Origin of the sequence: Massilia sp. TWP1-3-3, assembly GCF_049897805.1 — a bacterium.
In the GTDB taxonomy this organism is placed as follows: domain Bacteria; phylum Pseudomonadota; class Gammaproteobacteria; order Burkholderiales; family Burkholderiaceae_D; genus Telluria_A.
In genome coordinates this window covers 23,475-36,206 of the sequence record NZ_JAFCWX010000042.1, presented here as the reverse complement: position 1 = coordinate 36,206, position 12,732 = coordinate 23,475, and the positions used below count along the sequence as shown (strand labels likewise).

The window sequence follows — 12,732 nt, the reverse complement described above, 5'->3', positions numbered from 1 at the left end:
TTCGTGGGACAGTCCAGTCAGGTCGGGAGAAGAAGGTTTCGTTGCCATGCCAGCATGATGAACGCGATCACAATTGTTTACAACTAATTTCTGCCGGTCATAGGGGCTGAACAGTCACCCTGATTGCTTAGTCCAACTCCGCAACGACAAGTCGTTGTGCGTGCTGTCCAATGCTATCCGGAGATATCATGTTTTTCACAAATTTCATGCCGAGGCGTCATCGCCTCGCGCTAGCTTTCACCTTGCTGCTGTGCGCGCTGCCGCCAGCGGCGCCCGCTGCCAGCGAGCCTCTCGGTCTGGAACAATCAGTGCAACTAGCAGTAGGGCGCTCGCGCCAGCTGTCCGGCATGGATGCGGCGGTTGTCGCGTCGCGCGAGATGGCAGTTGCCGCGCGCCAGTTGCCTGATCCGGTAGTCAAGTTCGGCGTTGACAATGTGCCCGCCTCGGGGCCCGACCGGTTTTCCCTGTCCAACGACTTCATGACCATGCGTCGGATTGCCGTCATGCAGGAACTGACAGGAACCGACAAGCGCGAGCGCCGCGCCGATGCCTACCAGCGCCGAGCAGATACGTCCCTGTCCGAAAAAGCGGCCGCTGCCGCCGTCATCGAACGCGATACCGCGATCGCGTGGCTGGACAGTTATTTCCTGCAAGAACTCGTGCGCAACGCCGCCGCCCAAGTAGTGCAGGCACAGCATGCAATCGTTGCAAGCGAAGGCGTCTATCGCGGTGGCAAAGGCAGCTTGGCGGACGTGCTGGCCGCGCGCAGTGCGCTGGCCATGGCGCAGGACCGCGCAAGCGAGACGGCGCGCCGCAGCACCAGTGCCACCAGCGTTCTGGCGCGCTGGGTCGGCGCGGCGGCTGCCCGGCCGCTGGCGCAACTGCCCATGCTCGACACCATCCCGCTCGACCTGGCCGCGCTCGATTCCCAGTTGGCGCACCATCCGCAATTGGGCGTGCTGGACCGGCGCCTGGACGCGGCGCGAGCCGAAGTGCGCAGCGCAGAGGCCGCCCGCAAGAGCGATTGGACGGTCGAGCTGGCGTTCCAGCAGCGCGGACCGGCGTATGCCAGCATGGTGTCGATCGGCGCATCCTTGCCCGTGCAGTGGGACCGCCGCAACCGGCAGGACCGCGAAGTGGCGGCCCGTGTCGCCCTGGCCGGCCAGGCCCTGGCCGAACGGGAGGAAGCACAACGCTCTCACGTGGTAGAGACGCGCGTGATGATCGAGGAATGGAACAATGGCCGCGAACGGATCGCGCGCTTTGAACGCGAACTGCAGCCGCTGGCCATGGAACGCGTGTCGGCTGCGATGGCCGCCTATCGCGGCGGCAAGGCCACCCTGAGCGAGGTGCTTGCCGCCCAGCGCGAGGAGACCGCAGTTCGCGCCCAGGCGCTGGAACTGCGCATGGCAACGGCCCGCCTGTGGGCCCAATTGCACTTCCTGTTCCCGCACGGCGTGAAGGAAATGTCGAAATGAAGACCAAAAACGTGATTATCTTTCTGCTGGTAGGCACGCTGTTGGCCGTTGCCGGCACATTGTTCTACCTGGCCGGAAAGAGGGCCGGCATCAACGGTGCCGCAACGGCAACCACGGCCGTTCCCGGAAAGACACCACTGTATTGGCAAGACCCGATGGCGCCAGGCCAGCGTTTCGACAAGCCCGGCAAATCGCCCTTCATGGACATGCCGCTGGTGCCAGTGTATGCCGAAGGCGCGGGCGACGACGGTCAAGTTGCCATCGGAGCGCGCATGCAGCAAAACCTGGGTGTGCGCACCGGCGCCGTCGTGCGCCGGCCCATCATGGCGGCCATGTCGGCCGTTGGCAGCGTCGCCTACAACGAGCGCGACATGGTCCTGGTGCAGGCGCGCAGCGGCGGCTACGTGGAACGCCTGCATGTACGTGCTGCGCTCGACCCGGTGCGTAAAGGGCAGCCGCTGGTTGAACTTTTCGTGCCCGACTGGGTTGCCGCGCAGGAGGAATACCTGGCAACGCGCCGCATTCCGGGCGCAGCCACCGACGGCCTGACCAGCGCTGCCAGGCAGCGCATGCTGTTGGCCGGCATGGATGCCGGACAGGTTCGGCAGGTCGAGGCCAGCGGCAAAGTGCAGTCGCGCATGACGATCCACGCCCCGGTCGATGGGGTGGTTGCCGAGCTGCTGGTGCGCGACGGCATGACGGTGGCTGCTGGCACGCCGCTGTTTCGTATCAACGGCGTCGCCAGCGTCTGGGTCAACGCCGAAGTGCCGGAAGCGGGCGCAGGGGCGGTACGGCTTGGGGCGGCTGTGGAAGCGCGCATCCCTGCACTGAAAGGCCAGGTGTTTGCCGGAAAAGTCAGCGCGTTGCTGCCTGAAGTGAACCTGGCCACGCGCACCTTAAAGGCGCGGATCGAACTGGCCAATCCCGGCCGCCAGCTGGTGCCAGGCATGTTTGCCAACCTGACCTTCAAGCAAGCCGGCACGGGCGCGGTACTGCTGGTGCCGTCTGAAGCGGTGATCAAGACCGGGCGCCGCAGCGTCGTGATCGTCGCGCTGGGCGGTGGCGGCTTTGCCCCGGTCGAGGTGGAGACCGGCGCCGAAGCCGGCGACAACACCGAGATCCGCACCGGTTTGCAGGAGGGACAAAAGGTCGTGCTGTCAGGTCAGTTCCTGATCGACTCGGAAGCGAGCCTGCGCGGCGCGGTCTCGCGCATGGCAGAGACGCCTGTGGCATTGCCGGCCACGCCCGTGCACCACGCCGTGGGGAAAATCGAAAAAATCGACAGCGGTGAAATCACCATTTCACACGGTGCCGTGGCAAGCTTGCAATGGAGTGCCATGACGATGGGTTTCAAGGCGCCCGCAGGCGGTATGCCAGCTGGTGTCAAGGTGGGGGACCGCGTGGCGTTCAGTTTCACGAAGGGCGAGGATGGCGCGTTCACGATCGTCACGCTCGCGCCAGCCACGGCAAACGGAGAAACCAAGTGATCGCGCGCCTGATTCGCTGGTCCATCGTCAACCGCTTCCTGGTACTGCTCGCCGCCGTCATGATGGCGGCCTGGGGCGCCTGGTCGCTGTCAAAGACGCCGCTCGATGCGTTGCCTGACCTGTCCGACGTGCAGGTCATCATCCGCACCAGTTTTCCCGGGCAAGCGCCGCAGATCGTCGAGAACCAGGTCACCTATCCATTGACCACGACGATGCTGTCAGTGCCTGGCGCCAAAACCGTGCGCGGCTATTCCTTCTTCGGCGACTCGTTCGTCTACATTCTGTTCGAAGACGGCACCGATCCATACTGGGCCCGTTCGCGGGTGCTGGAGTACTTGAACCAGGTTCAGTCGCGCCTGCCTGTTCAGGCCCGTGCCTCGCTCGGCCCCGATGCCACGGGCGTGGGCTGGATCTACGAGTACGCCTTGGTCGACCGTAGCGGCAAGATGGATTTGTCCCAGTTGCGCGCCTTGCAGGACTGGTTCCTCAAGTTCGAGCTGAAGGCGGTGCCCAATGTGTCGGAAGTGGCCAGCATTGGCGGCATGGTGCGCCAGTACCAGGTAGTGCTCGATCCGGACCAGTTACGCGCGTTTGGCGTCTCGCATGCCAAGGTCATCGCCGCCATCAAGGGCGCCAACCAGGAAACGGGCGGCGCGCTCCTTGAACTGGGCGAGGCCGAATACATGGTGCGCGCTTCCGGATACCTGCAGACGGTGGACGACTTTCGCAAGATCCCATTGAGCACGACCGAGGCAGGGGTGTCGGTCAAGCTGGGCGACGTGGCGCGCGTTCAGTTGGGGCCGGAAATGCGGCGCGGGATCGCCGAGTTGAATGGCGAAGGCGAAGTCGCCGGCGGCGTCATTGTCATGCGATCCGGGAAGAATGCTCTGGAAACCATCGCCGCCGTGAAGGACAAGCTGGCCAGCTTGAAACCGGGACTGCCGGCCGGGGTCGAGATCGTGCCGGTCTACGACCGCTCGCTATTGATCAAGCGCGCCGTCTCGAACCTGCAAGAAAAACTGGTCGAGGAATTCATTGTCGTGGCACTGGTGTGCGCCATCTTCCTGTTTCACATCCGTTCAGCACTGGTTGCGATCGTGTCACTGCCGCTTGGGATACTTGCCGCTTTCATCGTCATGCACTACCAGGGCGTGAATGCCAACATCATGTCGCTGGGCGGCATCGCCATCGCCATTGGCGCCATGGTCGATGCGGCGGTGGTGATGATCGAAAACGCCCACAAGCACATCGAGGCGTGGCATCACGCCCATCCTGACCGCAAGCTCGACGGCGAGGAGCACTGGCGCGTGATCGGCGACGCCGCCACGGAAGTGGGGCCGGCCCTGTTCTTTTCCTTGCTGATCATCGTGCTCTCGTTCATTCCCGTATTCACGCTCGAAGCGCAGGAAGGCCGCCTGTTTGCACCGCTTGCTTTTACCAAGACCTACGCTATGGCTGCCGCGGCGGGGCTGGCCGTCACGCTCATTCCCGTGTTGATGGGCTACCTGATCCGCGGGCGTATCCCCAACGAGCAGAAAAACCCCCTCAACCGAGGCTTGATCGCCGTTTACCGTCTGCTTCTGGAAATCGTGCTGCGGCACCCGAAGTCCACGCTTGCCATCGCTTCACTGCTGGCCCTGGCGACGATCTGGCCCATGACGCGGCTGGGGGGCGAATTCATGCCGCCGCTGGACGAGGGTGACGTGCTGTACATGCCGTCGGCCCTGCCCGGGATCGGGGCCGGCAAGGTCGCCGAACTGCTGCAGCAGACCGATCGCCTGATCAAGACCGTGCCGGAGGTACAAAGCGTGTTCGGCAAGGCCGGCAGGGCGGAATCGGCCACCGATCCCGCGCCGCTCGAGATGTTCGAGACCACCATCCAGTTCAAGCCGCGCGACGTGTGGCGCGCGGAAATGACGAGCGACAAGCTGATCGCCGAACTGGATCGCATCGTCAAGGTGCCGGGCCTGTCGAACATCTGGGTGCCGCCGATCCGCAACCGGATCGACATGCTCGCCACAGGCATCAAGAGTCCGGTCGGCGTGAAAGTGGCGGGGACTGATCTGTTGGAGATCGACCGCATTACGCAGCAGATCGAACGCGTGACGCGCCAGGTGCGCGGGGTGTCGTCCTCGCTGGCCGAGCGCCTTAACGGCGGGCGCTACGTCGATATCAAGATCGACCGCGAGGCCGCCGCGCGCTTCGGCATGAACATCGCCGACGTCCAAAGCGTGGTTGCCAGCGCGATCGGCGGCGACAATGTGGGTGAAACGGTGGAAGGCCTGCAGCGCTTCCCGATCAATGTGCGCTATCCGCGTGAAGTGCGCGACTCGGTGCAAAAGCTGCGCGAACTGCCAGTACTCACCGAGCGCGGGGCGCAGATCAGGCTGGGCGACGTGTCTGCGATCGGCATCAGCGACGGCCCGCCCATGCTCAAGAGCGAAAATGGACGCCTTTCCGGCTGGGTCTACATCGACATTGCCGGGCGCGACCTCAGTTCGGCGGTGCGCGACATGCAGCGCGCCGTGGCGCAGCAAGTGCGCCTGCCGGCCGGCTATTCGGTGTCCTGGTCGGGCCAGTTCGAGTACCTCGAACGCGCCAACGCCAGGCTCAAGGTCGTCGTGCCGGCCACGCTGGCCATCATTTTCGTGCTGCTGTACCTGACCTTCGGGCGCCTGGACGAAGCGGCGCTGATCATGGCCACCTTGCCGTTCGCCCTGGCCGGCGGTGTCTGGCTGCTGTGGCTGTTGGGACATCATGTTTCGGTGGCGAGCGGCGTCGGCGTCATCGCGCTGGCGGGCGTGTCGGCCGAGTTCGGCGTGATCATGCTGCTGTACCTGAAAAATGCGTGGCAGGCCCGCCTGGCGGCAGGCAAGGGGAGCGACGCGGACCTGATCGATGCGATCCGGGAAGGCGCGGTGCTGCGGGTGCGGCCCAAGGCCATGACGGTGGCAGTCATCATCGCCGGCTTGGTGCCGATCATGATCGGCGCCGGCACCGGGTCGGAAGTCATGCAGCGGATCGCCGCCCCGATGGTGGGGGGCATGATTACGGCACCCCTGTTGTCCATGTTCGTGGTGCCGGCGGTGTACATGATGCTGTGCCGGGCGCGCATGCGCCGTCACGCGACTTGACCATGGCCGCCAGCTGGCTTATTTTTTCATGTCCATGTGCTGCGCCATCCATTTGTCGAGCCTGGCGATCTCCTTGGTCTGATCGGCGATCATTTTCTGCGCCATTTGCTTGATTTGCTTGTCTTTGCCATGTGCAAGTTCAAGCTTGGCCATGTCGATTGCGCCTTGGTGGTGGCCGCGCATCATCATCGCGAAATCATGGTCCATGTCGCCGGACATTTTCATCGCTTCCATTTCGGTGTGCATTTTCTGCATCGCGGCCATCAAATCCGGGGCCACGGCCGTGGAGCCGCCAGCCGGCGGCATGGCATGAAGGTGGGCGGATGGAGCACTCGCTTGCGCCGTCGCGACGGCAGGCATGGCCAGAATGGCGGTACAAGCCAATGCCAAGGCGGTTTTCAAGCAGGTCTGTGGCAGTTTCATAGGGACTCCGGTTGTGTGATGAATAGATAGGTCGGGTGCGCTGCACCCATTGCGACCTGAGTGTACTAATTTGACAGCACACATGCTTGCGTGACCGTTCGCTGCCACACGCAGCGCGACTTATCCCATCAAGCGGCTGATCTGGCCGGGAGGGAAGTCGATTTCAATCGGGTTCGAAGGCGCTGGGTATTGGCCTCGAACGGGAGATGAAAAAGGTACGCGACAACGACGATGGCGCCAAGCACGCCAAGGTAGGCCAACAGGTGTGACGTATTGTTGGGTATGAGCCGGTTGTGGGCCAAAGAGGGGAACAGGAAACCGGCCAGTCCAATCAGCGGAACGTGGATCACATAGAGCGTGAAGGAAAAATTGGCAAAAAACTTGGCGGTACGTGTTGCAATGGTGGTCATCCGGCGGCCCGGCGTCAGCCTGACTTGCATGCTCGTTAAGAACAGAATGAAAAGGATGCTGAACAGTAAATCTGGCAAGAAGGACTCAAACCCCATGTCGTCGTATTTCCCGTTCATGCGCAAAAACACTGCAACAGCAGCAAACGCCAAGGCCAGGATCCACCGCACAAGGACACCGGTTTGCAGTTCGATCCGCGAGCCTGCGGCGCCGAGAAGCCAAATGGCGAAGTAAAGCAGAATTGGACCGTTCAGCCACCAGGCCAGGCTGGCTGCTGCAACTGTCGCTGCAGCGCGATACAAGCTTGACTTCGTTCCCATGGCGATCACGAGCAGAGGGAATAGGACGTAATACCATGTCTCGTTCGACAAACTCCACAGCGGGAAATTGCCCCCGAAGGTAGGCACTGTTATTTTTTGGAGGCCGACAAGGTTGCCAAAAAAAGCTGTTGCCGAGTATTCGTTACCAGATGCAATGCTGGCGACACGGGGATCGACCTGCGCTGTCAGTATTCCGATTCCGAGTATAAGAATGAAAGTGGGCACGAGAACGATCCAGAGCCGGGTCATCCGGTCGATCGCATAATCTCTGAATGCACCTGCGCGTGTGCTTTTGTTGAGCAGGCTGCCGCCGACCAGCCAGCCGCTCAGGAGAAAAAACACAACGACCGCCTGGTGCGCAAAGCCGCTGAGAAACGCGAGGCCCTTAAATGCTGCGCCGGGATCGGCAACAAACGAATAACCCGGGTACACTTGAGCGCGCAAATGCGCAGCGGCAACTTGGAGAGCCGCAAGACCGCGCAACAGCGACATGAGAAGCGAATGAGCATAGTCTTCGCTAAGATTTGTTCTCGAAAGAAGCTTTATCCGGATCATGTTTTCCGCCGTTGTCAGTCACGCGCAGGATGCGCCTCGTTGATCCTAACCCCCTGTTCGCTTGTATCACTGACATGAGTCAATCGGTCACCGGCGATGCGTTCAGGCCGTCCAAGATTGTCGGATCAAAGCCCGGCGCACGGGAAAATATGCCTGTGCTAGAATCGGCGCGTGAAAACATTTCTTAAATCGCTGCTGGTCTGGTTATTGCTGTTGGCTGTGCCTTTTCAAGGCTTCGCTGCAGCGACCATGCTTGTGTGCGCGCCATTGTCTTCGCCCGCTTTCGCACGCGCCGCCGCGCCAGAGGCCGACGTCGGGACCGGCTTGACGGGTGACCAATCCGAACACTGTGCAGAGATGGCTGGAGCACCGGGTGACGACTCGGCTACAGATAAATCCGGTCATCACGCCGATACCAAGTGCAACTCATGTGCGAGTTGCCATGTCGGCGCTGCGATCGCGTCCTCGGATGTCAACCGCATCCAGTTAGAAACGCAGCAGTTCTTTTCCAGCTCCTTTGACCTCGGCTTCGTCGCTGCCGTCGATCTCGCACTCCCCGAACGCCCCCCTCAGGCACGCCGCTCCTGAACGGACCGTTCGTCCTTTACGAACGGCAATATTCCTTCGCGACCAGAGTTCCTGATTCGGTACTTTGTGAGCGGCGCATATTCGGCGAGAAAATATGAAGAACAAAGCAAAGCACTTTTACGGCCAAGTCGCGCTTGTTGCCTGCATTGCCGCGTCCAGCGCGGCAGCGGTGGGGCAATCAGCAGTGCGGCCAGATCCATCAGACCCCGGCGCGACGGTCGCGCCAAACCAATACGAGAGTTTCTTGCCCAAGAAGAATGCGACGGCGCCCGACCGATCGCCGCCGGACACCTGGAAGGAAGCGAACCGTACAGTCGGTTCATTTGACGCCATGTCGCTGACGATGACGGTGACGCATCCTGACGATGCGGGGCCAACGCGTGCAAATCCAGCGCCCCCGGTTGCGGTAACGCAGTCCGATCCTCATGCTGGGCCATCGACGCCCGCGTCCGATCCCCACGCAGCGCACCGGAGGCCAACAAAGGCGGCCCCGCAGGTTCCCATGACCCCGGCAGTAAAGCCGCCTGACCTGCATGCCGGGCACGAAACGGCGAATAAGCCAGCAGACCTGCATGCCGGCCACGTCAGGCCAGACACCGGCGAGCGTGACTCGCATGCCGGACATGTGATGCCGCCCTCAGCGCCGGGTTCGCATGCAGGGAACGCAGTGCCGGCTGCGGTGCCAGACCCGCATGCCGGCCATGCCGTTAAGGAGAAAAAATGACAGCCCATTTTTTCGGATTTAGCCGCAGCGCAGGTGTGCTCGGGCTGTTGTCAATTCTCGCCGCCGGTTGCTCTAGCGTCACGCCGGACGGCGGCTTTGGCCCTGTTTCCGAACTTGCCAAGTCGCACCTGGGCATGGAGGCACGCATGGTTCGCAGCGATACCGATCAGCGTGCCCTGGCCGCAAGCATCAACGAGAAGCTGACCCGCGCCTTGAACGCAGATGATGCCGTGCAGATAGCGCTGCTGAACAACCGCTCACTGCAGGCAACGTACCTGAATGTCGGGATCGCGCAAGCCGATCTGGTGCAGGCGGGAAGGCTGCGAAATCCCTCCTTTGCATTGCAGCGCACCTCGGCCGGGGGCGACGTCGCCATCGACCGCTCGCTGACCTTCAGCCTGGTCAGCATGCTGACGATGCCGCTGGCCAAACGCATCGAAGGCAGGCGCTTCGAGGAAGCACGTATGTCCGTGGCGAACCGGATGCTGGCCGTTGCTGTGCAAACGCGGCGGGCCCATATCGAGGCGGTTGCTGCCGTGCAGGGATTGGACTACGCCCGCCAAGTGAGCCGGTCGGCGCAAGCGAGCTCTGAACTGACGGGCCGGATGGCGCAGGTTGGCAATGCGAGTCAGCTGGACCTTGCGCGCGAGCAAGCGTTTTATGCAGAAACGACTGGGGCTGTGGGGCGCGCGCTCCAGCGCACCGTGGCGACGCGGGAAAAGTTGACGCGGCTTATGGGCCTTTGGGGAAAAAATACAACGTTCATGCTGCCCAGCCGTCTACCCGACCTGCCCGCAGCGCCGGCGGTGCGCGACGATGTAGAGCAGATTGCCATGCGCGACCGCTTCGATATCCAGGCTGCGAAGAGCGAGGCGGCCCAGACGGCGGCGTCACTCGGTCTTGCCAAGACAACCCGTTTGGTGAATGTTTTTGACCTTGGCTATGTCAACAATTCAGATGCCGGCAAGCCGCGCGCCCGCGGGTATGCAATTTCGCTGGAACTGCCGCTGTTCGACTGGGGCACATCGCGCGTGTCGCGGGCCGAAGCGATCTATATGCAATCGGTGCACAAGGTCGCCCAAACCGCGATCGACGCGCGCAGCGAAGCACGCGAAAGCTATCTTGGCTACCGCAACGCTTACGACCTGGCGCAGCATTATCGTGACGAGGTCATCCCGCTGCGGAAGAAAGTGTCGGACGAGACCTTGCTGCGTTACAACGGCATGCTCGTCAGTGTCTTCGAGTTGCTCGCTGATGCGCGCGAACAAGCCTCAGCGGTCAACAGTTACATTGATGCGCTAAAAGAATTTTGGTTGGCACAGGCTGACATGGAAGCAGCGCTCGGCGGCCGCCTGCCGGAAGCACCTGCAGACTTGAACCAAGGAAGCAAGCAATGACGACACGTAGAAATTTCCTTGGTAGCGCGAGCGTGATCCTGGCCGGCGCCGCCGCGGTGGGCAAGGCTGGCGCCGCCTCGCTGCCCGAAGCGGCCATCCGGGAATCAGCGGAGACCATGGCACCGCTCGCGCCGCCGAACGGGCGACCCTACCATCCCGTGGTGACCCTCAATGGCTGGTCGCTGCCATGGCGGATGAAAGATGGCGTCAAGGAATTTCACCTGGTGGCCGAGCCGGTGGTGCGCGAAATAGCACCCGGCATGAAGGCCAATATGTGGGGCTACAACGGGCAAAGCCCGGGGCCGACGATCGAAGTCGTGGAAGGCGACCGGGTCCGTCTATTTGTCACCAACAAGCTGCCCGAGCATACCAGCATGCATTGGCATGGACAGATTCTGCCAAACGGCATGGATGGCGTCACGGGGCTCACGCAGAGCGGCATTGAGCCGGGCAAAACGTTCATGTACGAATTCGTGGCGCGCCACGCGGGCACCTTTATGTATCACCCGCATGCCGACGAGATGGTGCAAATGGCGATGGGGATGATGGGTTTTTGGGTAACCCATCCAAAGGATCCAGCAGAGCACGCCGTCGATCGCGATTTCGTGTTTCTGCTCAATGCTTACGATATCGAACCCGGCTCGTACACCCCAAGGGTGAATACCATGCTCGACCAAAATCTGTGGACTTTCAACAGCCGCGTCTTTCCCGGGATCGATCCCATGGTGGTACGCAAGGGTGACCGGGTGCGGATTCGCGCAGGCAACCTCAGCATGACTAACCACCCCCTGCATCTGCACGGCCATCGGTTCGAAGTGACCGGCACCGATGGTGGGTGGGTGCGCCCATCGGCGCGCTGGCCCGAGGTGACAACTGACATTGGCGTCGGGCAGATGCGGGCAATCGAATTCATCGCCGACAACCCGGGCGACTGGGCCTTCCATTGCCACAAATCGCATCACACCATGAATGCCATGGGCCATTCAGTGCCCACCATGATCGGCGTTGACCATCGAGGCGTGGCAAAAACGATTCATGATCTGGTGCCTGATTACATGGTCATGGGCGACAAGGGCGGATCGATGGGCGGCATGGAAATGCCCTTGCCGGAAAATACCTTGCCGATGATGTCGGGCGACGGTCCCTTCGGCAAGATAGACATGGGTGGGATGTTTACGACGGTCAAGGTGCGCGAAGGACTGGCCCGCAACAACTACAAGGACCCGGGTTGGTACCGCCACCCGAAAGGCAGTCTTGCCGTCGAATGGACGGGTGAGATGCCGGCAGCGGCAAGTGCACCGGATCGATCCAGGCCCCCGGCCAGCGGCGACACTGTGATCAATATAAAGAAGGGCAGTGGTCACAGCAGCCACTAAGACAATCCGCTCAAATCGATTCAAACTTCTAGCGAAAATATGAAAATGCGTATGACATCCATCCAGATCACGTTGACCGCGGCAGCCCTTCTGGGAGGCCTCTCCTCGGCTTTCTCCGCACAGGCGCAAGATGGGCAGCAATCTGCGAAGCCTGACGCTGCCGGCGCGCCTGCGATTCCAGGAAAAACATCCACAGGCGAAGTCAAGAAGATTGACAAGCCGGCGGGCAAGATCACAATCCAGCACGGTCCCTTGGTGAACCTGTCCATGCCAGGGATGACCATGGTGTTCAAAGTAAAGGACCCGACGATGCTTGACAGCGTGCAGGTTGGCGACAATATTCATTTTGTCGCTGAAAAAGTCAATGGCAGCTTGACCTTGACACAGTTGGAAGCTTCAAAGTAAGTAGCCGCAGAGAGTCACGAGGGGGCGGCAGTGGCATACCCGATCACACAAAGGAGGAGACACCATGATTAGCAAGAATATTGTTGTCGCGGTCGCAGTGTTCGGCGGCAGTCTGGCGGCAACGGCCGCGCAAGCGCACGCGAAAATCGAAGCTGCCGAGCCGCGGGCGGACAGCGAACTGGCGGCGGCGCCGAAGGAAATCACCCTGCATTTCAATGAGAAACTCGAGCCCGCTTTCAGCAAGATTGCGCTGCTCGATGCTAGAAATGTGGCAATCTCGCTCCCCAGGATCGCGATCGACAAGAACGATGCGAAGTCCATGTCTGCGCAGCTTCCCTTGCTCAAATCCGGACCGTACCTGGTGCGCTGGTCGACCATGACGCACGACGGTCACAAGGCGAAGGGGGAATATCGCTTCAAGGTCAAATAGCATGGCC

Annotated in this window: 11 protein-coding genes; 9 read left to right on the top strand and 2 right to left on the bottom strand. The window is 61.6% G+C overall.

Going from position 1 to position 12,732, the window contains the following annotated elements; all coding sequences use genetic code 11:
- The first annotated feature begins 188 nt into the window (after positions 1–188).
- From ACP7D4_RS25625 to ACP7D4_RS25615, 3 genes are read left to right on the top strand one after another with little or no spacing between them, the layout of a single operon-like run.
- Positions 189–1,478 (top strand): TolC family protein, encoded by a 1,290-nt coding sequence (locus tag ACP7D4_RS25625; protein WP_426212121.1) that lies wholly within the window; start codon positions 189–191, stop codon positions 1,476–1,478.
- Positions 1,475–2,965, top strand: coding sequence for an efflux RND transporter periplasmic adaptor subunit (locus tag ACP7D4_RS25620; protein WP_426212119.1), 1,491 nt, complete (start codon positions 1,475–1,477; stop codon positions 2,963–2,965). Before ACP7D4_RS25625 ends, ACP7D4_RS25620 begins: the two co-directional genes overlap by 4 nt.
- Entirely contained in the window at positions 2,962–6,099 is a 3,138-nt protein-coding gene (locus ACP7D4_RS25615) for an efflux RND transporter permease subunit (protein ID WP_426212117.1), read from the top strand. Before ACP7D4_RS25620 ends, ACP7D4_RS25615 begins: the two co-directional genes overlap by 4 nt.
- 18 nt (positions 6,100–6,117) lie before the next feature.
- Here the strand turns inward: ACP7D4_RS25615 and ACP7D4_RS25610 are convergent, their stop codons facing one another.
- Entirely contained in the window at positions 6,118–6,522 is a 405-nt protein-coding gene (locus ACP7D4_RS25610) for a DUF305 domain-containing protein (RefSeq protein WP_426212116.1), read from the bottom strand.
- 128 nt (positions 6,523–6,650) lie between these two features.
- On the bottom strand, positions 6,651–7,805 hold the full coding sequence (locus tag ACP7D4_RS25605) for an acyltransferase family protein (protein WP_426212115.1): 1,155 nt from the start codon (positions 7,803–7,805) through the stop codon (positions 6,651–6,653).
- Between the two features lie 171 nt (positions 7,806–7,976).
- Between ACP7D4_RS25605 and ACP7D4_RS25600 the strand changes: the two genes are divergently transcribed.
- The 6 genes from ACP7D4_RS25600 to ACP7D4_RS25575 all read left to right on the top strand — a co-directional run bounded on the left by ACP7D4_RS25600 (position 7,977) and on the right by ACP7D4_RS25575 (position 12,725).
- Positions 7,977–8,393 (top strand): hypothetical protein, encoded by a 417-nt coding sequence (locus tag ACP7D4_RS25600; RefSeq protein WP_426212113.1) that lies wholly within the window; start codon positions 7,977–7,979, stop codon positions 8,391–8,393.
- A 94-nt stretch (positions 8,394–8,487) separates the two neighbouring features.
- Positions 8,488–9,117 (top strand): hypothetical protein, encoded by a 630-nt coding sequence (locus tag ACP7D4_RS25595; protein WP_426212112.1) that lies wholly within the window; start codon positions 8,488–8,490, stop codon positions 9,115–9,117.
- Entirely contained in the window at positions 9,114–10,514 is a 1,401-nt protein-coding gene (locus ACP7D4_RS25590; RefSeq protein ID WP_426212110.1) for a TolC family protein, read from the top strand. Before ACP7D4_RS25595 ends, ACP7D4_RS25590 begins: the two co-directional genes overlap by 4 nt.
- Positions 10,511–11,890 (top strand): multicopper oxidase family protein, encoded by a 1,380-nt coding sequence (locus ACP7D4_RS25585; protein WP_426212108.1) that lies wholly within the window; start codon positions 10,511–10,513, stop codon positions 11,888–11,890. The genes ACP7D4_RS25590 and ACP7D4_RS25585 overlap by 4 nt, the downstream gene beginning before the upstream one ends.
- A 39-nt stretch (positions 11,891–11,929) precedes the next feature.
- On the top strand, positions 11,930–12,295 hold the full coding sequence (locus ACP7D4_RS25580; RefSeq protein WP_426212106.1) for a copper-binding protein: 366 nt from the start codon (positions 11,930–11,932) through the stop codon (positions 12,293–12,295).
- A gap of 64 nt (positions 12,296–12,359) precedes the next feature.
- Entirely contained in the window at positions 12,360–12,725 is a 366-nt protein-coding gene (locus tag ACP7D4_RS25575) for a copper resistance CopC family protein (RefSeq protein ID WP_426212104.1), read from the top strand.
- Positions 12,726–12,732: the final 7 nt, after the last annotated feature.